Source organism: Amycolatopsis sp. WAC 01416, assembly GCF_003947485.1.
In the GTDB taxonomy this organism is placed as follows: Bacteria; Actinomycetota; Actinomycetes; order Mycobacteriales; family Pseudonocardiaceae; genus Amycolatopsis.
Map to the genome: position 1 here is coordinate 607,269 of NZ_QHHX01000002.1, position 21,111 is coordinate 628,379.

Annotated in this window: 19 protein-coding genes; 15 read left to right on the forward strand and 4 right to left on the reverse strand. The window is 69.4% G+C overall.

The window, feature by feature from the left end; translation table 11 throughout:
* Positions 1–24 precede the first annotated feature (24 nt).
* On the reverse strand, positions 25–762 hold the full coding sequence (locus tag DL990_RS07260) for a DUF4333 domain-containing protein (RefSeq protein ID WP_125798212.1): 738 nt from the start codon (positions 760–762) through the stop codon (positions 25–27).
* A 3-nt stretch (positions 763–765) separates the two neighbouring features.
* Positions 766–1,656, reverse strand: a complete 891-nt coding sequence (locus tag DL990_RS07265) for a hypothetical protein (protein ID WP_125788841.1) — start codon at positions 1,654–1,656, stop codon at positions 766–768.
* A gap of 277 nt (positions 1,657–1,933) precedes the next feature.
* On the opposite strand from DL990_RS07265, the gene rplM reads away from it, so the two are divergent.
* The 6 genes from rplM to DL990_RS07295 all read left to right on the forward strand — a co-directional run bounded on the left by rplM (position 1,934) and on the right by DL990_RS07295 (position 7,742).
* Positions 1,934–2,386, forward strand: a complete 453-nt coding sequence (gene rplM, locus DL990_RS07270; protein ID WP_005166833.1) for a 50S ribosomal protein L13 — start codon at positions 1,934–1,936, stop codon at positions 2,384–2,386.
* Between the two features lie 14 nt (positions 2,387–2,400).
* Positions 2,401–2,904: a 30S ribosomal protein S9 gene (gene rpsI, locus DL990_RS07275; RefSeq protein WP_125788842.1), complete on the forward strand. Its 504-nt coding sequence runs from the start codon at positions 2,401–2,403 to the stop codon at positions 2,902–2,904.
* A 231-nt stretch (positions 2,905–3,135) separates the two neighbouring features.
* A complete protein-coding gene (gene glmM, locus DL990_RS07280; protein ID WP_125798213.1) occupies positions 3,136–4,470 on the forward strand; it encodes a phosphoglucosamine mutase in 1,335 nt (444 codons plus the stop codon).
* A 78-nt stretch (positions 4,471–4,548) separates the two neighbouring features.
* Positions 4,549–4,863, forward strand: a complete 315-nt coding sequence (locus DL990_RS07285; RefSeq protein WP_233620412.1) for a type VII secretion target — start codon at positions 4,549–4,551, stop codon at positions 4,861–4,863.
* Complete coding sequence (locus DL990_RS07290; protein WP_125788845.1) at positions 4,863–7,250, forward strand: hypothetical protein; 2,388 nt, start codon at positions 4,863–4,865, stop codon at positions 7,248–7,250. The genes DL990_RS07285 and DL990_RS07290 overlap by 1 nt, the downstream gene beginning before the upstream one ends.
* An 18-nt stretch (positions 7,251–7,268) precedes the next feature.
* Positions 7,269–7,742, forward strand: a complete 474-nt coding sequence (locus DL990_RS07295) for a hypothetical protein (protein ID WP_125798214.1) — start codon at positions 7,269–7,271, stop codon at positions 7,740–7,742.
* Positions 7,743–7,746: 4 nt separating this feature from the next.
* On the opposite strand, the gene DL990_RS07300 is transcribed toward DL990_RS07295, so the two are convergent.
* Positions 7,747–8,679 (reverse strand): cytochrome P450, encoded by a 933-nt coding sequence (locus DL990_RS07300; protein ID WP_125788847.1) that lies wholly within the window; start codon positions 8,677–8,679, stop codon positions 7,747–7,749.
* 15 nt (positions 8,680–8,694) lie between these two features.
* Here DL990_RS07300 and DL990_RS07305 point away from each other — a divergent pair, with 15 nt between their 5' ends.
* The 5 genes from DL990_RS07305 (at position 8,695) to DL990_RS07325 (ending at position 14,134) form a co-directional block, all read left to right on the forward strand.
* Positions 8,695–10,413 carry a fatty acyl-AMP ligase gene (locus tag DL990_RS07305; RefSeq protein WP_125798215.1) on the forward strand — a complete coding sequence of 573 codons (1,719 nt, stop codon included), beginning with the start codon at positions 8,695–8,697 and terminating at the stop codon, positions 10,411–10,413.
* A complete protein-coding gene (locus DL990_RS07310; RefSeq protein ID WP_233599203.1) occupies positions 10,403–10,708 on the forward strand; it encodes an acyl carrier protein in 306 nt (101 codons plus the stop codon). Before DL990_RS07305 ends, DL990_RS07310 begins: the two co-directional genes overlap by 11 nt.
* Positions 10,709–10,846: 138 nt before the next feature.
* Complete coding sequence (locus DL990_RS07315) at positions 10,847–11,161, forward strand: hypothetical protein (RefSeq protein ID WP_007031081.1); 315 nt, start codon at positions 10,847–10,849, stop codon at positions 11,159–11,161.
* A complete protein-coding gene (locus DL990_RS07320; protein ID WP_125798216.1) occupies positions 11,158–13,560 on the forward strand; it encodes a hypothetical protein in 2,403 nt (800 codons plus the stop codon). Before DL990_RS07315 ends, DL990_RS07320 begins: the two co-directional genes overlap by 4 nt.
* A gap of 28 nt (positions 13,561–13,588) precedes the next feature.
* Complete coding sequence (locus DL990_RS07325) at positions 13,589–14,134, forward strand: hypothetical protein (protein ID WP_125798217.1); 546 nt, start codon at positions 13,589–13,591, stop codon at positions 14,132–14,134.
* Positions 14,135–14,371: 237 nt separating this feature from the next.
* Here DL990_RS07325 and DL990_RS07330 read toward each other — a convergent pair whose 3' ends face one another.
* Positions 14,372–15,196: a dienelactone hydrolase family protein gene (locus DL990_RS07330; protein WP_125788851.1), complete on the reverse strand. Its 825-nt coding sequence runs from the start codon at positions 15,194–15,196 to the stop codon at positions 14,372–14,374.
* 129 nt (positions 15,197–15,325) lie between these two features.
* Here DL990_RS07330 and glmS point away from each other — a divergent pair, with 129 nt between their 5' ends.
* The 4 genes from glmS (at position 15,326) to xylB (ending at position 21,109) form a co-directional block, all read left to right on the forward strand.
* Positions 15,326–17,188: a glutamine--fructose-6-phosphate transaminase (isomerizing) gene (gene glmS, locus DL990_RS07335; protein WP_125798218.1), complete on the forward strand. Its 1,863-nt coding sequence runs from the start codon at positions 15,326–15,328 to the stop codon at positions 17,186–17,188.
* Positions 17,189–17,202: 14 nt separating this feature from the next.
* Positions 17,203–18,642: an NAD(P)H-hydrate dehydratase gene (locus tag DL990_RS07340; protein WP_125798219.1), complete on the forward strand. Its 1,440-nt coding sequence runs from the start codon at positions 17,203–17,205 to the stop codon at positions 18,640–18,642.
* Between the two features lie 234 nt (positions 18,643–18,876).
* Complete coding sequence (locus tag DL990_RS07345) at positions 18,877–19,692, forward strand: DeoR/GlpR family DNA-binding transcription regulator (RefSeq protein ID WP_125788854.1); 816 nt, start codon at positions 18,877–18,879, stop codon at positions 19,690–19,692.
* Complete coding sequence (xylB, locus tag DL990_RS07350) at positions 19,682–21,109, forward strand: xylulokinase (protein ID WP_125798220.1); 1,428 nt, start codon at positions 19,682–19,684, stop codon at positions 21,107–21,109. The genes DL990_RS07345 and xylB overlap by 11 nt, the downstream gene beginning before the upstream one ends.
* The last annotated feature ends 2 nt before the right edge of the window (positions 21,110–21,111 follow it).

Sequence of the window (21,111 nt, forward strand, 5' to 3'; positions counted from 1 at the left end):
CGCGGCTTTCCGTGTCGGTGGAGGTCAGTGCGGCGAGCCGACCTCGAATTCCGGTGTGGTGTTCAGCACCCGGACGGTGACCTTCTTCTGCTGTCCCGAAAGATCGATCGAGCAATCGAACGTGGTCCCGTTCTCCACCCGTTGGCCGGAAGGACATGTCACGTTCTTCACGTCCGGCTCCCCGTAGTGCTCGTTGAGCACGCGGACGACGCCGTCCTGGACCGACTTCTCGTCGAGAGTGTCACCCGCGAACGCGCCGAGCAGCCAAGCCCCGACGCCGCTCGCGATCACGACGGCCGTCGCGATCCCGCCGATCAGCAAGGTCTTCTTGGAAACCTTGGGTTTCTTCGGGGGCTCCGAGCCGAAAGCGCCGAGCCCGCCGTACTGCGACGACTGTGCCTGCTGGGCGGGCTGGAAGCCTCCGCCGTACTGTCCCTGCGGGGGAGTGCCCGGAACCTGTTGCGGTGCTTGCCAATCCTGCTGCTGCGGCGCGGGCTGCTGCTGCGGTTGCTGCCACGTCGTGCCCGGCGCGGGTGCGGCGTTCTGTTGCCAGGGCCCGGAAAACGAGCCGCTGACGCCGGGCTGCTGCTGCCATTGGCCGGTGTAGGAACCGGTGGTCGCGGCATTGGGATCGTTCTGCTGCCACTGCCCGGGATGCGGCCCGGTCGCCTGGCCTTCCTGCTGCCAGCCCTGCTGCTGGTTTCCGGGGTTCGCCGGCGGCTGCCACCACTGCTGCGGCTGTTGCGGCTGCTGTTCCGTCATGCCTCAGACGCCTTTCAACTCGTTGAACCGGCGGTTGAAATCGTCCTTGGCCGCCTTGTCCGGCAGCACGGTGATCTGCGAGGCGTCCGGTAGCTTCGGCAGGTCCTGGGTGCTCGCTTTGCCGGTGAAGCGGAAGTCGTAGCGCAGTTCGAGCTTGTGCCCGCCGCCCTCGATCTTGGCGTCCATCACGATCTGGTTCAGCGTCCCGTCCGAGTTGAGGGAGACGGTGGTCCGAACCGGGGCCTTCTTCATGTCGCCGGTGATCGCCCCGCTGATCGACGGCGGCAGGATCTCCACCCGTCGTTCCATGAACTTCCCGAACGGGATGTCGGCGGTCAGCTCGATCCGGTTCTCCGGAAGACTTTTCGCGCCCTTCACGATCTTCTTGTCCGCGTTGTAGGCCACGGCGATCGCGTCGGCCATCTTGCAGGCGGTGATGATCCCGACCCAGGCGCAGGGGATGGTCAGCCCGGTCTCCGACTTCGGCATCGAAACCCACGGCGTCGGGGCGAGGCTCTTGTAGACGGGGCCGAGGTACACGTATTCGACGGTCCCGTCGCCCGGGGTGTACCAGTCGATGCTGTCGTCCGGGTTCTTCTGCGAGCGTTGACGGCTGACCCGGCCCTCCGGGGAACCGGTGCGGGCGGACGAGATCGTGCTGCGGATGTACTTCTCGTCGAAGCGGAAGTAGGCGCCCGACTCGCTGGTGACGTCGCGCTGGTCGCCGATGGTGTCCTGCAGCTTGTTCATCGCCGTCTGGAACTTCGTGCCGACGTAGGTCGCCGCGTCGTCGCCCTTCGGCACGGCCGTGCCCGCGCGCCCCTGGCCGCAGGCGGTGGTGAGCACCAGCACAGCGCTCAGCACGCACAAGATGGTCGTTGGACGTTTCTTCATCGCCGTTCCCCTGAATCGAGTCCCCCGCGCGCGGTGCGCGTCCGGATCGTCTCATCCTCTCCCGCGAAGGACGATGCCGTGGGCGGTTCCGCCACACCGGCGAGGTACAGTTGCGGGGCGCCCGCCGGGCGCCGGTCCTAGTATGGGACCCCGGACCGACCCCCGCTTCGCAGTAGGGTCGGGCGTGGGGGTATCTTCATATGTCGTTGTGCGCTGCGGCGCGTAAGCGCTAGGCCCGCACAGAACCCACACGCAATGTTGACGACGAGGTAGACCCTTGCCCACGTACAGCCCCAAGCCCGGCGACGTCACTCGTGCCTGGCACGTGATCGACGCCGAGGATGTCGTGCTCGGCCGGCTCGCGACCGAGGTCGCCACGCTGCTGCGCGGCAAGCACAAGCCGACCTACGCTCCGCACGTGGACACCGGTGACTTCGTCATCATCGTCAACGCCGAGAAGGTCGCGCTCACCGGTAACAAGCGCGAGCAGAAGTTCGCGTACCGGCACAGCGGTTACCCCGGTGGTCTGCGTAAGCGCTCCTTCGGTGAACTGCTCGACACCAAGCCCGAGCACCTGCTCGAGAAGGTCGTCAAGGGCATGCTCCCGAAGAACAAGCTCGGCCGCGCCCAGGCGAAGAAGCTCAAGGTCTACGCCGGCGCCGAGCACCCGCACGCCGCGCAGCAGCCGCAGGCGCGCGAGATCACCAAGATCGCGCAGGTCGCGCAGTGAGTGAGGAACAGTCTGTGACCAGCACCGAGGAGACCGCGACCGAAGCCGTCGCGACCACGGAGACCCCCGCCGTCGGCGAGGCCGTCGCGACGAGCGAGACCCCCGGCACCGCGCGCCCGTCGCGTGCCGCCGGTGGCAACGCCCAGACCGTCGGTCGCCGCAAGGAGGCCGTCGTCCGGGTGCGCGTCGTTCCCGGTACCGGTGAGTTCAAGCTCAACGGCCGCACGCTCGAAGAGTACTTCCCGAACAAGGTGCACCAGCAGCTCATCCGTGAGCCGCTGGTGACGGTCGACAAGCCCGACTCGTTCGACATCTTCGCCAACCTGCACGGTGGCGGGATCTCGGGCCAGGCCGGTGCGCTCCGTCTCGCGATCGCCCGTGCGCTCGTCGAGGTCGACGCCGACGACCGCCCGGCCCTGAAGAAGGCCGGCTTCCTGACCCGTGACGCTCGCGCCACGGAGCGGAAGAAGTACGGCCTCAAGAAGGCCCGTAAGGCTCCGCAGTACAGCAAGCGCTGATCGCGCCTCTGGCGCAACCCGCGGAAGCGCCCATCCGTCTCTCGGATGGGCGCTTCCGTGTTTCCGGGGTCTCGGCGTGCCCGAGGACCCCGTTGTCACAGCAGTCCCACGTGCCCCACGCGTTCGCCTTTAGCGGGCTAAACGCGCTCCGCGCGTCGCGTTTAGCCCGCTAAAGGCGAAACCGGGGGTACTGGCTAGGTTGTCGTGGTGGTTTTTCAAGGAGGTCGACAGATGGCTCGTCTATTCGGTACCGACGGCGTACGTGGCCTCGCCAACGAGGAGCTGACCCCGGAGCTGGCGCTCTCGCTCGCCGCCAGCGCCGCCCGCGTCCTCGCGGCCCACGACCGTTCGCACCGTCCGGTCGCGGTCGTCGGCCGTGACCCGCGTGCCAGCGGCGAGATGCTCGAGGCCGCCGTCGTGGCGGGTCTCACCTCCGCCGGTGCCGATGTGCTCCGCCTCGGTGTCCTCCCGACGCCCGCCGTCGCGTACCTGGTCGGCGCGCTCGAAGCGGATCTCGGCGTGATGATCTCCGCCTCCCACAACCCCATGCCCGACAACGGCATCAAGCTGTTCGCGGCGGGCGGGCACAAGCTCCCCGACGGGATCGAGGACGAGATCGAAGCCGGTCTCGCCGCTCCCGTCACGCGCCCGACCGGCATCGGCGTCGGCCGCGTCAAGGACGTCGCGGACGCGGGTGACCGCTACATCCAGCACCTGCTTTCGGCCACCCCGCATCCGCTCGCGGGTCTGCGCGTCGTCGTCGACTGCGCTAACGGCGCATCGTCCTTCGCCGCCCCCGAGGTCTACCGCAAGGCCGGTGCCGAGGTCATCGCGATCCACGCCGACCCCGATGGCGTGAACATCAACGAGCACTGTGGCTCGAATCACCCGGACGCGTTGCGTGCGGCCGTCGTCGAGCACGGCGCGGACCTCGGGATCGCGCACGACGGTGACGCCGACCGCTGTGTCGCGGTCGACGCCGCGGGTGAACTCATCGACGGCGACCAGATCATGGCCGTCCTCGCGCTCGCTCTCGCCGAGACCGGCGAGCTGACCAAGAACACACTGGTCGCGACGGTGATGAGCAACCTCGGTCTGCACCTGGCGATGCGCGCGCACGACATCAACCTCGTCACCACCGCCGTCGGCGACCGTTACGTCCTGGAGGAGCTCCGCGCGAGCGGGCTCGCGCTCGGCGGCGAGCAGTCCGGCCACGTCGTCCTTCCCGCCTACGCGACCACCGGCGACGGTCTCCTCACCGCGCTGCGGGTGATGAGCCGCATGGCGTCCACCGGCAAGTCACTCGCCGAACTCGCCGCCGTCATGAACCGCCTGCCGCAGGTGCTGGTGAACGTTCCGGTGGCGGACAAGGCGGCGGTCGCCGTCTCGGCCGCGGTCCGCGACGCCGTCGGCGCCGTCGAGGCCGAACTCGGCGAAGAAGGCCGTGTCCTGCTGCGCCCGTCGGGCACCGAACAGCTGGTCCGCGTCATGGTCGAGGCCCCCGCGCACGACACCGCACAGGCGGCCGCGGACCGGCTCGCGGGCGTCGTCTCGTCCGCCTCGTAAGCCCTCTCACGATCTTCCCAAGTCGCTGCGCCCGGGTTACCGGCCCGGTACATTCCGTGTGCGTATACCTAGGGGAGGGTGACGGTGACGGGCAACGGGCACAAGGTCGATCCGGCGCAGCTGAACGAGGCCGCCAAGGTCCTGCAGGACCTGCCCAAGCAGGCTTGCGAAGGGCCGATCGGGGCGGTCGAGCAGATCAACCTGAACGCCGGGAGTTTCGGGCCCGCGCACGGGGACTGCTTCACCGGCTATTCCGCGAGCATCCAGCGCTTGGCGAAGTGCGCGCGCAGTTACCTCGCGGCCTCGGACGAGTTCGGCCGCAAACTCGCGGCGTCCAAGGACCTTTACCAGTCCAATGAGGACTCCAACGCCGCCGAGATGAGGAAGCACTGATGCCTCTCGCAGATGTCGGCGGCGACACCGGGCACGACATTCCCAGCCGGGCCGAAGTCGAGAAGATCCTCAACGACCCGAACATCGATCGCGACACCAAACGCGAACTCGCCCTCAACTACATTGACTACATCGAGGACGAGACCCCGGAAAGCTGTGGGTTCGCCAGCGAAGCCGAGCGAAACGGCTTCCGGGACCACCTCAAGTCGATGAACGGTGACTGGATCACCGAGGGGGACCTCGACTTCAATGACGGTTCCCTCGAAGAGGTCAAAAAGGCATACAAGACCGCGCAAGAGAAGTACGACGCGAGCCAGGCCGCCGGGCGGCAGGGCGATCGCGACGCACTGAACAGGGACGCGGCGAAGACCCAGGAGATCGCCGGCCGCGCCACCGAGACCGACCCGGGCTGCGCGAATTCGAACGACATCATGGTCCCCGGTCTGTCGGGATTCAAGGTCTACGAGATCTTCCACCCGGCCTACCTCCGCGCGCTGAGCCTGGCGGGCGGCGGAGCGGCCGTCTCCCTCGGCGAACTCCAGCGGCTGTACCACGAACAGGACAACATCCCGTTCAACCTGTTCAAGGCGAGCGCCGACGAGTTGACCGCGGTCAGCACGGCCGTCGCCGGGTCGGCGCAGGACGTCTCCGGGAAGCTGGGGAACTCGCTCGGCACCTGGGAAGGCGCCGCGGCCGAGCAGGCGCGTGCCTACCAGAAGGCCTATTCGGACAAGACCGGTCTGGTCGCCGAGGCCTTCAAAGCCGCGGGCGACGGACTTCTGCGGACCAACGCCTCGGTGGGCAAGTTCTGCCGCGAAAAGGTCGAGTGGCTGCAGAAGTGGTACACCGACAACATCGACGGCGCGACGGCGCAGGACATCGAGCGGATCATCCGCATCGCGGACGGCTCGTGCAGTCAGAACGACATCATCCACTGCATCAAGTTCCTGAGCATCGAAGCCAAGGACGCGTTCAACGACGACGGCGGCGACATCGACCAGAGCACCATCGACGAGGTACTCAAACCTCAGGCGGTCGCCTGGCTGAAGAACGTCTTCCTCGCCTGGTTCGGCAAGCACATCGAGAACTTCCAGCTGGTGTGCAAGAACACGCGCGACGCGATCAACGGCGCGTGGAAGGCGTACTTCGATTCACTCGGCCAGGTGGTCGAGAACCCGTTCGCGGACTTGGGCAAGACCCCGGAGACGGGTGGCGAGAAGCCCGTCGAGAAGGGCGGTGGCGGCAAGGACACCGGCGGTGGCGGCGGTCCGTCGTCGGGTACTGGTGGTGGCCCGTCTTCCGGTGGGGGCGGGGCAGGCCGCATGACGCCGAGCAATCACGAGAACATCCAGCCGGAAAAGCCCGAAGTGCCGGGCCAGGAGAAGAACCCGGTCACGGACAAGCCGCTCGACGTCGACCCGGCCACCGGGGAGCCGTATCCGATCGACCCCCGGACGGGTGAGGCGATCAAGAACGGCACCGAGGCCACCCGGCCCGAGCCGGTGACGGTCGAGCAGGGCGACCGCAAGATCTCCATGGCCGAGCCCGGCGCCGACGGGAAGATGGGCATATCGGTCCAGGACGGCACCGGCCAGGCCAAGGACTACGACCTCGACTTCGGTGACGGCAAGGCCACGCCGGCCGCCGAGCAGCCGGCCAACCCGGGTCAGGTCCATCAGCCGGGCCCTGACGGCAAGATCCGCATCGAAGACGGCGGTCTCAAGATCACCGCGGAACGGCCGAACGGTCCCGACGGGCCGACACTGGTGACCGTCGACGACGGGTCGGGGCAGCCGTCGAAGTACACCTTGGGTGAAGACGACCGGAGCCCGGACTCCGCGCCGCAGCCCGCCGGAAGGCATGCCGCGGAAGGTGCCGCCGCGGCCCGGCCGGTCGAAGAGGTCGCGCGTCAGCAGGCCGAGCAGGGTGTCCGCCCGCACGACACCACGTCCGGCGGGACCGGCGGCGGAGCGCCCGCGCCGGTGCCAGGCCAGCCGGCCGAACCGGTGGCGGTGGCCGCGGACGGTGGTTCCGAATCGACGACGGCGCAGTCGTTGAGCGACCCGTTCGCCGGTGGGGACAGCGGTCTCGGCGACACGTCGGATCCGGCCGGATCCGGCGGCGGCGCGTCCGCTCCGTCGGCGCCGTCCGGACTCGGTTCCGCCCCTGGCGGGGGCGCCCAGGACCCGGCCGCGGCCGGTGCGGGGATGATGGGCGGCATGGGCATGATGGGCGGCGGCGCGGCCGGAGGCGGACAAGGATCCGGCGAAGATCAGCAGCGCACGTCCAGCGGATACCGGGTCGACGGCGGCCTGTTCGACACCGCGACGACGGGCAGCCGGATCAGCGGCTCGCTCGACGACGACGGCGTCATCGGTTTCCGCTAGCGGTCAGGGGAGGGATCAGTGAATCCTGAGGAGGATCTCGCCAGACTCCGGCACAAGCTGGCCGGGTTGGAGCGCGAGAACGGCGACCGGATGTACCTGGTCGACAACCGCGCGACCAAGGCGATCGAGGAGACCCGGGCCGCCGGCGACCAGCTCAAGCAGGAGACGAGCGCGGCGCTGACGGCACGACTCGAGCAGAAGAAGCGAGCGGAGGCCGCGGGCGGCTGGGCGACCGAGTCGACTCTCAGCGAAAAGGTCGAAGACGACGGCGACTTCGGGTTCGAGGAGGACGAGACCGAGAACGAGCGCCGCGCCGGGTACCGGACGGCCGACGAGCCGCCGATCGCGTACCGGGCCGCTCCTCCCGTGCCGCCTCCACCTCCGCCGCCTCCGGCCCCGGTCGCCGAAGAGCGTCCGGCAGGGCGGCATCGGCGGGCGGCCGCACGCGGTGACGACGACGATTTCGCCGACACCGACTGGCTGGCGACCTGAACGGTCAGGTCCGCAGCGCCACGATGGCCCGCTCGACACCGTGGAAGACGGCGTGCGTCTTGTATCGCACGTCTTCGGCGACATGGTCGGGAGTCAGGACCTCGGCAAGGGCGCGAAGCGCCACTTCGCCCTCGGCGACCGCGACTCGTGAGCCGGGACAGGTGTGCCGTCCGAGGCCGAACGCGAGTTCGGCGTCGGGGCCAAGCGGGATGGCCAGTTTGTCCCCGGCGGCGAAGTCCTTGCCCGCCAAGGAGAACGGCGCGATCACGCGGCGGGCGGCGAAGCGGGTCGGGGCGATTTCGTGGATCAGGCCGCGTACGTCGTCGAGGACGTCTGGGCGGCGTAGGAGTTCGAGGCCGGCGAGGGCGAGGAAGTTCATGGAATTCTCGTACGCCGCGTGGGCGAGCATCACGGGCGTGATCATCAGCTCGTCTTCGGTGATCCGGCCTGCTTCGTGCGCTTCGCGGAGCAGCGCCAGCCCGCCGCCTTCGACGGCCGTCGCCTTGAGGAAGAACATCGCGACCCTGAGCGCGGCGGTGTCGGCCCCGGCAGGCCCGCCCGACCAGACGTCCAGGTTCGCGGCGGTCTCCGAAAGGTTCGTCAGCAGCTTCTCGCCGAGTGGCTCGACCGTGCCGAGCATCGCCTCCGTCACCCTGGCCGCCACCGGCCTGGCGAAATCGGCCACCAGGTCGAACCGCGAGAGCGACTTTAGCGGGCTAATCGCGATCCGGAGGTCGGTGAGCACGGCGTCCGGCAGGGGCTCCACCAGGGCGATGACCTCCTTGACGACAGCGCGCAGCCGCCGGTGGTCCGCGCCGTCCATCAACAGGAGGTTCGGGGTCTCGGCGGCGGCGCCACCCGGGTTCGAGCTGAGCTCGCGGTCGCGCAGCGCCTTGACGCGATCCGCCGGATCGTCCAGCACGAAGAAGTCGTCCACGCTCGTATGATGCCCATGCCGCGGCCGGAGGATGTGCCAGTGCCCTCGAAACCGTCATCAGAAGTGCCCGACGAAGTGTTGCGGACCCCGCTCGTGCACCGTCTGCTCGAGCGCGCCGAGGTCGAGCGTCCGGCGTACACCCACCTCGACTGCTCGAACCGGCACGAACCCGTCGAGGACACGCTGACCTGGGCCGAGCTTCTCGGCCACGTCCGCGCTGTCGCGGCGAAGCTGCGCGAACTGATCCAGCCGGGAGACCGCGTCGCGATCACGGCGCGGCAGGACCTCTCTTACGTCGTCGCGTTCTTCGGCGCGCTGTACGCCGGCGCCGTCGCGGTTCCGCTGTCCGCTCCGGACGTCCGCGCTCACCGCGAGCGGCTCGTCGGGGTGCTCAACGACTGCGACGCCGACATCTGGCTCACGTCGGAAGCGCTGGTCGAACGGCTGACGGAGTTCGCCGAGGCCGAACCGGTTCCGGCGCCGCGCGAGATCGTCGCCGTCGACACCCTGCCGCTGGATCCGGCGGACCGATCCCTGCCGGCACCGGTTTCCCCCGAAGACCCCGCCTACCTGCAGTACACCTCCGGCACGACGCGATCACCCGCCGGCGTGATCATCACGCATCGGGCGTTGTCGGCCGCCTGCTGGCAGATCTGCGACGCCTACGACGTCGACGAGCACACCACGTGCGTCGGCTGGATCCCGTTCTTCCACGACATGGGGCTGGCGCAGTTGCTCGCCGGGACAATGCACGCCGGCGGCCGGACGGTGTTCATCGCGCCGCTGGAGTTCATCCGGCGCCCGGAGCGCTGGCTGCTGCTGATGTCGTCGTATCCGAACACGCTCACCGCGGCCCCGAACTTCGCGTACGACCTGGTGACGGAGGCCGTGCCCGAGGCGAAGCGTGCCGAGTACGACCTCTCGACCGTGGCGATCGCGCTCAGCGGCAGTGAACCGGTCCGCGGGGCGACCGTCCGGGATTTCCTCGCGGCGTACGAGCCCCACGGCTTCCCGCAGGGCGCGTTCCGGCCGTCCTACGGGTTGGCCGAGGCGACGGTCTACGTCGCCAGCGGCGATTCCAGCGGCCCGGTGGTGACCGAAGTGGACGGCCGCGAGGTCGTCGAGATCGGCCGGCCACGGGGCCAGCGGGTCCGCGTCGTCGCCCCGTCGGATCGCGTTTTGCCCGCTAAAGTCGACCTGGGCGGGATGGGAGAGATCTGGGTCAAGGGGCCCAACGTGGCGGCCGGGTACTGGCGGCGTCCGGAGCTGACCGCCGAGGTGTTCGACGCCGAACTCGACGGGGAAGGCGGCTGGCTCCGCACCGGCGACCTCGGCACGATCCGCGATGGCAGGCTCTCCGTGACCGGCCGCCTGAAGGATCTGATCATCATCGACGGCCGTAACCACAGCCCGCACGACATCGAAGAGACCGTTGCCGCCGCCCACCCCGTCCTCGGGCCGGAGCGGGTCGCCGCGTTCTCGGTCGACGGCGACGAAGGCGAGGGCGTCGTCGTGGTCGCCGAGCGTGCGCGGAAGGCCCTCGACTTCGACGAATCCGAGATCGCACGGGCCGCCACCCGCGCCGTCGCCGAGCGCCACGACGTGCGTCTCCGGGCCTTCTTCCTGGTGAAACCCGGTGGCCTGCCGCGGACCTCCAGCGGCAAGGTCGCGCGTTCCGCGGCCAGAACGCGGTACTGGACGCCGGATGGGACAGAATCCCCCCATGGCAGCTGACGCGAGCGAGTACGTCGACGAGATCAAGGCCCTCGTCTGCGAGACCTTCGACGTCGATCCGGACACCATCGACGAGAACACGCCCTTCGCCGAGATGGGCGTCGACTCGCGGCGCCGCGTCCGGCTCCTCGCGACGGTCGAGGTGGAGTTCGGCATCGACATCGACCTCGACGAGCTGGATCGCCTTGTCGACATCCGGGGCGCGGCGACCGTTCTCGCCGAGGCCGTCGAAGCGGGCGCGAAACCGCGAAAACGCGGCCTACCAGGCTTCTTGCGCCGAAATCGTTTGAGTTAGCAAAGGTGTGAATGTTCCTGCGGCCTCGATGGCCGGTGGGTACATTCTGTGTGCATATGCGACGGCACCTGAGGCCACCGGCGTGCGTCGTAGGTAGGACAACGAGGCGGATACAGCGGGACGAAGGGGGCACCGGTCATGCCGGACGGGGGCTACAAAGCCGATTCAGAGGCGATGCTCACGGCGTCGACGTCGTTGGAGCGCGCAGCTGAGAACACGACGTCCGAGGCAGGGAAGGTGGGGCCGACCCAGGTGCAGCCTGCGGACTTCGGCCGGGTGCACAAGGACTACCAAAAGGGCTACGCCACCGGGATTCTCGCCATTTCCGACGCGATGAAGGGCTACGCGGGCCAGCTCACCCAGCTCGCCGGAGGGGTCAGTACCGCGTCGACTCGCTACACCTCATCCGACCAGGCGAACGCCGCGGCTGCCAACAAGGCGGGGACGCAATGAGCAAGTACACGTGGGAGCAGAAGAAAGCCCTCCTCGACGACCCGTACATCACACAGGGCACGAAGGACAAGCTGCTCTTCGGTGGCGACGACGCCTACGAGAAGGCCATCGCCGAGCGTGATTCGAACGCGGCCGCGGACAAGAAGCAGAAGACCGCCGTGGAAAAGGCGGACAAGGATCTCGACGCCATGTCCAGGCCGGCCGCGGGCGGTTCGACGACCAAGTCCGACCAGGTGCTCGACCTCGGGAATCCGGCGCTGAGCTTCTTTTCCGACTGGGCCGAGCAGGTCTGGAACAAGATGCCCGACCGGCCGTATGAGATCAATTACAAGACCGACGTCTGGGACCGGTTCCACGAGAACCGTGAGATCAACTTCCAGAAGATGTTCGACGAGGTCGAGGATCTCGGCGACGCCAAAAAGGCCGTCGAGCAGACCAGGACGGACGCGACTTCGGCGCTGACCACGCTCTTCCACGATTGGAAGGGGGAGGGCGCGACGGCCGCGAAGGTCAAATACGAGCAGCGGATCCAGCCCGACGCGAAAGAACTCGTCGCGCAGATGGACGGCGCCATCAAATTGGTGCCTTCGACCATCGACAAGATCTACAGCGCGCTCAAGCTGAAGGTCGACGAAACGCTGAAGCTGCGTGTCGACAAAGTCGCCACGGCGCCGCTGTTCACGGCGAAGCAGGTCGTCGAGATCGCGAACGGCAAGGTCGATTCCAAAGAAAAGCTCATGGACGTCGCGTACTGGCTCGACTCCGCGTGTCCTGGTAACAACCTCGCCGAACGGCTGCGTGACGACGACTGCAAGCTGAACGACGAAAACAAGGACTACGCGATCGGGGCCGCGAAGCAGTGGCTGAAGGGTTCGTTCGCCACCGAGTTCGGTGAGCGGTTCGAGAACTTCAAAAAGCTCTGCAAGAACGCGACGGAAACGATCAACACGCAGTATCACGAGCTTTCGCGGTTCATGGAGGACTACACGAACCCGTTCCCCGCGCCAGGGGCCGAGAAGCCGCCCGCCGACGACGGCAAGGGCAATGACAACGGCGGCAACGGTGGCGGAAACGGCGGAGGCAACGGCGGCGGAAGTGGGAGCGGGAGCGGGAGCGGGAGCGGCGGTGGAAGCGGCAGCGGGGGCGGTGCCAGCACGCCGCCCGCCGCTACGGTCCCCGAGACGCCGAAGCCGGAGGACAAGCCCGCCGAGGGCACGAACCCGGTGACCGGCAAGCCGCTCGAGCTGGACCCCGAGACCGGCAAGCCGTACCCGATCGACCCGGCGACGGGTGAGGCGATCAAGGACGGCATCGACGGTCAGGACACCATGACCGTCGAAAAGGGCGACAACAAGATCGAGATGACCGAGCCGGATAAAGACGGCAAAATGGACATCAAGGTCGACGATGGCAAGGGCAACGAGAAGGACTACAAGCTCGACTTCGACGACCCGAAGGGCGAAGAAGGCAAGGACGCCAAGCCCGGCGAAGAGGGCAAGGACGGCGACTTCGGCCCGAAGGGCGCGGTCAAGGAAGGCGAGCCTGGCGCCGATGGCGTCTACCGGCCCGGCCCGGACGGCAAGATCCACATCCAGGACGGCAACCTCAAGATCACCGCCGAACAGCCCGACGGCCCGAACGGTCCGACCGTGGTGACCGTCGACGACGGCAAGGGCGAGCCGACCACCTACACCCTCGACGAAAAGGGTGAGAAGAAGGAACTCAAGCCCGGCGACGTCCTCGAGACCGATGACCTCAAGAACGGTCTCGACGACCGGAATCCCGGCAATCCGCAGCCCGGCAAGGTCGAAGACGTCCAGGCGATGCCCGCCCCGGCCGATGGCATCGCGCCTCCCGGTGGTGGCTTCAGCGCTCCGGGCGGCGTCGAGGTCGGTGTGGGTGTCGGTGCGGAAGGGACCGCCGCGGGGTCCGCGGAGGCCGGTGGTGCCGCTTCGGGTGCTGGTGGCGACGGCACCGTGCCTGCCGCCAGCGGCGGCGGAGGCGGAGGCAGCTTCGAAGGCGCGCTCGGCGGCGCCATCGACGGCGGTGCGGCGGCTTCGCTGAACGAAGCCGGTTCCCTCGAAGCGGGCATTCAGACCGGAGGCGGCGCGCAGCCGGCCGGGGCCGACGCCGGTCTCGGGGTGGCTCCCGGCGGGATGGACCCGGCGCCCGCGGCTGCCGGTGCGGGTGCCGGAAGCTCGCCCGCCGGAATGGGCGGCATGATGGGTGGAATGGGTGCCATGGGCGGCGCGGCCGGTGGTGGCGGGGGTGACACGCAACGCGGGTCGAGCCAGTACCGCGTCGAGGGTGGCATTTTCGAGACCAGTGGCGCGGGCGGCCGGATCAGCGGCTCGCTCGACGACGATGGTGGCGACCGTTCGATCAGTTACGAGCGATGATCGGTAGCCGGGGAACGAGGGAGGACCGATGAGCGCTGTTGACCGGCTGGCGGCCGCCATGTCCAGGCAGGACGCCGCCATCACGGAGCAGGTGGAGCAGCGCGGGCTGCGGGAACGGCATCTTGCCGATGCCAAGGCCCAGGCGGCGGAGACCATGCAGAAGGATGCCGCCATCCATGACAAGTACGCCGCCCACATGCAGGAGCTGGGGAAGCGGAGCAAGGAGGCGGGTGGCTGGCTGACCGGCAAGACGACCGCCGACCGCAGCCACACGATCGGCTTCGACATCGAAGACGACGACAAGCCGGACGCCCGGTTCGCCGAGTTCGGCGCGCGGCCCGACGCTCCGCGTCCGGCGCCGCTGCCTCCGCCGCCTCCTCCGGTCGCGCCAGGGGTGCCAGGGATCCCGGCGACGGTGGACGTCCCGTCCGCGGCGCCGACGCCGGCACCCGCACCGAGTGCCGCGCCGCCGGAAGAACCTGGGACGCCCGCGCGTCGTCGAGGTCGGCACGCGCGCGACGACAAGGGATTCGACGACGACGACTTCTCGAACAACTCGTGGATGGTCGACTGATCGGCTTCACCGCACTTCAGGGCCCGGCTCGCCAGAGCCGGGCCCTTTCTTTCGCCCACCTCGCCCCGCGGCAGCGCGTCGCCTTTAGCGGGCTAAACGCGATCCGGCGCCGCGGTGCCCTCGTTCGGGCACGCGTCGCCTTTAGCGGGCTAAACGCGACGCGTAGGCAGGCTAAGTAACCGGGAGCGCGTCCGGGGCCAGATCGCGTTTAGGGGGCTAAACGCGCTCCGGAGCGGGTCAGGCGGCGGGTTCGTCCTGGGCTTCGATCGGGGCGCGTTTGACGTCGGCGTCCAGCAGGGGCTGGTACTTCGTCGTCCCCGTCAGGTGAGTGAGGAAGAACGCGGTGAACAGCGCCCTCGTCAGCTGCTGGGTCCCGCGATGCGGCTTCCCGTGCAGCAGCAACTGGCTCCAGTGCCTGCCCTCGGTGACCCCGAGGTGCGACGACTTCCCGAGCGTCCGCAGCTGCACCGGCCCGCCCCACGCGTCCGCGATGGCCTCGGCGTGCCCGACCGGCGGCGCGACCAGGTCTTCCCCCGCCGCGAGATGCAGGCCGGGTGCGGTCACCGACCGGGCCGACACGGTCGCGGGTGGCAGTGTCTGCGCGGGGGTGATGGTCGCGACGGCGCGGATCTCGGGTCGCTCGTCGTTCTCGGCGGCCTGCGCGGCGGCCAGCACCGCCGAACCGCCGCCGGTCGAATGTCCGGCCAGGCCGAGTTTCGCCGGGTCGACGCTGATGCCGTCCGGTCCGAGGCGGACCGTCGTGATCAAGTCGAGCGTGGTGAGGAGGTCGCCGGCCAGCAGCCGGTGCGAAGGCAGCGGCCCGCGCTGGGTGGCCGGGGCCGCCGCGACGATGCCCCAGCTCGCGAGGTGCCGGAGCAGGTGCCGGTAGCTCCCGGTCGGCTGCAACCAGCCGTGCCCGAACGCGATCGCGGGCAGACCGAGCCCGGAACGGGGCGTGAACACGACACCGGGGAGCCCGACCAGGGCGAGGTTGCCGCGCAGAACCTCGTGCGGACCTGGGTGGGACAGCTCCGCGAGCAGCTGCTTGGGCTTGCTGGCCATGCTCGTGACCTTACTGCCCGCACCCCCGTCCGGCCCGCGCGCCGCCCCGCGCATCGCGTTTAGCCCGCTAAAGGCGACGCGCGGGCGCCCGGGCGAAGGGGCCGAATTTCCGTCGTTAGGCTGGTGGCCGTGTGTGGAATCGTGGGATACGTCGGACACCGCCCGGCTCTGGACGTCGTCATCGGCGGGCTTCGCCGGATGGAGTACCGCGGCTATGACTCGGCGGGCGTCGCCGTCCTCGACGGCGCGGGAGCGCTGAACGTCGAGCGCAAGGCGGGACGCCTGGCCAACCTGGAGGCCCAGCTCGACACGGTCGGCAGGGACACCTTCACCGGCACCGCCGGAATGGGGCACACCCGCTGGGCCACCCACGGCGCCCCGGTCGACCGCAACTCGCACCCGCACCGCGACGCCTCCCAGCGCGTCGCCGTCGTGCACAACGGCATCATCGAGAACTTCGCCGCCCTGCGCGCCGAGCTCGAGGCCGACGGCGTCGAGATGGCGAGCGACACCGACTCCGAGACCGCCGCGCACCTGATCTCTCGCGCCTACACCGAGGGCGACACGAAGGGCGACTTCCCGGCCAGCGTCGCCGCGGTCTGCCGTCGTCTCGAGGGCGCGTTCACCCTGGTCGTGACCATCGCCGACCAGCCGGACACCGTCGTCGCCGCCCGCCGTTCGTCGCCGCTGGTGGTCGGCGTCGGCGAGGGGGAGCACTTCGTCGCTTCCGACGTCGCCGCGTTCATCGAGCACACCCGCGAGGCGGTCGAGCTCGGACAGGACCAGCTCGTCGTGATCACCCGCGAGGGTTACGAGGTCACCGACTTCCACGGTGACGCCGCCCAGGCCAAGCCGTTCACCGTCGACTGGGACCTGTCGGCCGCGGAAAAGGGCGGCCACGAGTACTTCATGCTCAAGGAGATCGAGGAGCAGCCGGAAGCGCTGGCGAACACGCTGCGCGGTCACTTCGACGGCGGCCGGATCATCCTCGACGAGCAGCGCATCTCCGATCAGGATCTGCGTGACGTCGACAAGGTCTTCGTCGTCGCCTGCGGATCCGCGTACCACTCGGGCCTCGTCGCCAAGTACGCCATCGAGCACTGGTGCCGCCTCCCGGTCGAGGTCGAACTGGCCAGCGAGTTCCGCTACCGCGACCCGGTGCTGGACCGCGCGACGCTGGTCGTCGCCGTCTCCCAGTCGGGCGAGACCGCGGACACCCTCGAAGCCGTCCGCCACGCGCGCGAGCAGAAGGCCCGCGTCCTGGCCGTCTGCAACACCAACGGCGCGCAGATCCCGCGCGAGTCCGACGCAGTCCTCTACACGCACGCCGGTCCGGAGATCGGCGTCGCCTCGACCAAGGCGTTCCTGGCGCAGATCGCGGCCAACTACCTGGTCGGCCTGGCGCTCGCGCAGGCCCGCGGCACCAAGTACCCGGACGAGGTCGCCCGTGAGTTCGCCGAACTCGAGGCCATGCCCGCCGCGGTGCAGAAGGTCCTGTCCACTGTGGACCAGGTCCGTGACCTCGGCCGCCGGATCGCCGACTCGAAGGCCGTGCTGTTCCTCGGCCGTCACGTCGGTTTCCCGGTCGCCCTCGAAGGCGCGCTGAAGCTCAAGGAACTGGCGTACATGCACGCCGAGGGTTTCGCCGCGGGCGAGCTCAAGCACGGCCCGATCGCGCTGATCGAAGAAGGCCTGCCCGTCGTCGTGGTGATGCCGTCGCCGAAGGGGCGCGCGGTGCTGCACTCGAAGCTGGTGTCGAACATCAGCGAGATCCAGGCGCGTGGCGCCCGCACGATCGTGATCGCGGAGGAGGGCGACGAGACCGTCCGCCCGTTCGCCGACGAACTGATCGAGATCCCGGCCGTCCCGACCTTGCTGCAGCCGTTGGTTTCCACGGTGCCGCTGCAGGTGCTGGCCGCCGAGATCGCCCGCACGCGGGGGTACGACGTGGACAAGCCGCGTAACCTGGCGAAGTCGGTCACCGTCGAATAGAGACCGGAGGCGTCGTGCAGGGAATCTGGACCACGGAACGGATTCGCGCGGCGGAGAACCGGTTGCTCGCCGTCACTCCTGACGGCGAGCTCATGCGGCGAGCGGCTTTCGGTCTCGCGGTGCACGCCGCCGAAATGCTGGCCGAGCACACGGGTTCGGTGTCGGGGCGGCGGGTGACGTTGCTCGTCGGATCGGGAAACAACGGCGGTGACGCCTTGTGGGCGGGTGCGTTCTTGCGTCGCCGCAATGTGGCCGTCTCGGCGATCTTGTTGAAGCCTGAACGCGCGCATGGCCCGGGTTTGGCCGCCTTGAAGCGATCCGGTGGCAAGATCGTGTCCCTTGAGGACGGTCCACAGTGGATCAGCCGGGCGGATCTCGTCGTCGACGGGATCGTCGGTATCTCGGCGCGCGGGCCTTTGCGGCCGGACGCCGCCGCGCTGCTGGAGCACGTGAGTTCGCCGGTGCTGGCCGTGGATCTGCCGAGCGGGGTGGATCCGGACACCGGCGCCGTCGACGGTCCGGCGGTCGTGGCCGACCGGACGGTCACCTTCGGCGCGCTCAAACCGGTGCACGCCCTCGCGCCCGCGTCCTGCGGCGAGGTGTCGCTGGTGGACATCGGACTCCGGCTCAGTAAGCCCGACCTACAGCGACTCGACACGGCGGACGTCGCCGCCGCCTGGCCGATGCCCGGTCCGAGTGACGACAAGTACAGCCAGGGCGTGGTCGGGGTGGCCGCCGGATCGGCGACGTATCCGGGGGCGGCCGTGCTCGCGGCCGGTGCGGCGGTGCGGGCGACGTCCGGGCTGGTGCGGTATGCCGGTCATGCCGCGGACGTGGTGCGAGGCCATTGGCCCGAGGTCATCGCGACGGGTTCGGTCACCGACGCGGGCCGGGTGCAGGCGTGGGTGGTCGGCCCGGGGATCGGCACCGGACACGAGGGCCGGGACGTGCTGCGGTTCGTGCTCGGCCGCGGCGTGCCGGTGTGCGCGGACGCCGACGCGACGACGATCATCGCGGGTTCGCCCGACGTGCTCGACGCGCGCGATCCCGACACGCCGCTCGTGCTGACCCCGCACGCCGGCGAGTTCGAGCGGCTGATGGGTTCGCCGCCGGGGGCGGACAGGGTCGCGGCGGCGCGTTCGGCCGCGCGGAAGTACGACGCGGTCGTGCTCTTGAAGGGGTACTGCACGGTGGTTGCGGCGCCGGACGGGCGCGCGCTGGTGAACACGCCGCGGGGATCGTGGCTCGCGACGGCCGGTTCGGGGGACGTGCTGTCCGGTCTGGTCGGCGCGCTGCTGGCCGCCGGGCTCGACCCGTGGCTTGCGGCCGGTGCCGCCGCGCACGTCCACTCGCTCGCCGGTTCGCTGGCCGCCGACGGCGCCCCCACCTCGGCGTCCGGCATCCTCGCCGCGATCCCGGACGCCATCCGGTCGGCTCGGTCTCTCGCCTCCTGACCAGGGCGCCGACGCGCCTTTAGCCCCCTAAGTGCGCTCTGCGGGCGGGTGCCCTCAGAGCGCACTTAGCCCGCTAAAGGCGACACGACGGGGTCAGAGGGCGAGGCGAGAAAAATGCGGGAGTTATCGAGTTACGTGTTAACTCCAGGCGAATAATCTGGTAAGAAGCAGGTGTGAGCGCCGACACCCACCCCGCCGAGACCGCGATGGTCCGGGTCGTGAACGGTGTCGCCCATGTCTAAGACCAGGCCTTCGGACGCCGCCGTCGAGCAGCGACGCCAGGAGATCCTCGACCACGTCATCGCCACCGGCGAAGTCCGCATCGACGACCTCACCACCCGGTTCGGCGTCAGCCTCATGACGATGCACCGCGACCTCGACGAACTCGCCGAGCGCCGGCTCCTCCGCAAACTCCGCGGCAAGGTCGAGGCGTACCCCGCGACGACCATGGAGTCGGCAGCCCGGTTCCGTGACACCTTCAACCAGGCCACGAAGGACGCGCTGGGCGAGGCCGCCGCGGCGCACGTCCACTCCGGCCAGACCGTCTTCGTCGACGATTCGACGACGCTTTTCCCGCTGGTCCGCCGTCTCGGCCGGATCGAAGACCTCACCGTCATCACCAACTCGCTCGAAGCCGCCCGCATCCTCGGCCCGGCCAAGAGTGTCGAGGTCGTGCTGGCGGGCGGCCGCTACCACCACGAGTTCGACTCGTGCGCCGGCCCGGACGTCATCGCGTTCCTCGACCGCACGCACGCCGACATCGCGTTCGTCTCGGTCGCCGCGGTCGCGGTCGGCCGCCTGTTCCACCCGGTCCAGGACTACGCCGAGCTCAAGAAGGCCGCGTTGCGCACCGCCGACCGCAGTGTCCTGGTGGTCGACAACTCCAAGTTCGGCCGCACCGCCACCTACGCGTACGGCGACATCGGCGACTACGACCTCCTGATCACCGACGAAGAGGCGCCGACCGAGGAGATCGAGGCGGCGCTGACCGCGGGAACCGCCATCGAGCAGGTCGAATGCGCACCGGAGGGCCCGGAATATGAGTTCTGAGCTGGTCGCCGGAATCGACTCGTCGACCCAGTCGACGAAGGTCGTCGTCTGCGACGCGAACACCGGCGAAATCGTCCGCACCGGCCGTGCCTCGCATCCCGACGGCACCGAGGTCGCCCCCGCCGTGTGGTGGGACGCGTTCCGCGAGGCCACGGGAGGCCTGCTCGACGGCGTCGGCGCCATCGGCGTCGGCGGTCAGCAGCACGGCATGGTCACCCTTGACGAGGCGGGTGAAGTCGTCCGGCCCGCGTTGCTGTGGAACGACACCAGGTCCGCGAAGGCGGCCGAAGAAGTCGGCGTCGAACTCGGTCCCGAGAACTGGGCGAAATCCGTCGGCTCGCTGCCGGTCGCCAGTTTCACCGTCACGAAGCTGCGTTGGATGGCGGAGCACGAGCCCGAACTGGCCGATCGCGTCGCCCGCGTCCTGCTTCCGCATGACTGGCTGACCTGGCGGCTGCTGGGTGACGGCGCCGAGCCGGTCACCGACCGCGGTGACGCCTCCGGCACCGGCTACTTCTCGCCCGCCACCGGCGAATACCGCAAGGATCTCCTCGCCCACGCCTTCGGTGGCCGCACGCCCGAACTGCCCAAGGTCATCGGCCACGCGGAAGCCGCGGGCCACACCCCGGACGGGATCCTGGTCTCGGCAGGCACCGGCGACAACATGGCCGCCGCGCTCGGTCTCGAACTCGCCTCCGGCGACGTCGTGGTCTCGCTGGGCACCAGCGGCACCGTCTTCGGCGTCTCCGAAACCGCGAGCGCCGACCCCTCCGGCATCGTCGCGGGATTCGCCGACGCCACCGGCCGCTTCCTTCCGCTGGCCTGCACCCTCAACGCGGCCCGCGTGCTCACGGCCACGTCCGCGATGCTCGGCGTCGAACTCGCGGAGTTCGACAAGCTGGCGCTCGCGACCGCGCCCGGTGCCGGCGGCCTCACCTTTCTGCCATACCTCGACGGCGAGCGGACGCCGAACCTCCCGGACGCCAACGGCACGCTCTTCGGCCTGACCCGCGCGAACATGACGCCCGAGAACCTCGCCCGCGCCGCCGTCGAAGGCATGCTGTGCGGCCTTGCCGCCGGTCTCGACGCCCTGCGCGAGCAGGGACTCCAAGTCCGCCGCGTGCTCCTGATCGGTGGCGGCGCGCAGTCGGCCGCCGTCCGCGCGGTCGCGCCGATCGTGTTCGGCGTGCCCGTCGTCATCCCCGAAGTCGCCGAGTACGTCGCGGTCGGTGCCGCGCGGCAGGCGGCCTGGGCCCTCGCTTCCAGCACGGAACCTCCCCGCTGGCAGGAACAGCACGGCTACACCCCACTCGAGCCGACCGAAGCGGACAGCGCCGCGGGGCGCCGGATCCGGCGACGGCATCTCGAAGCCCGCGAACTCGGGCACGGCATTTCCGCGAAACCGAAAGAGGACTGAAC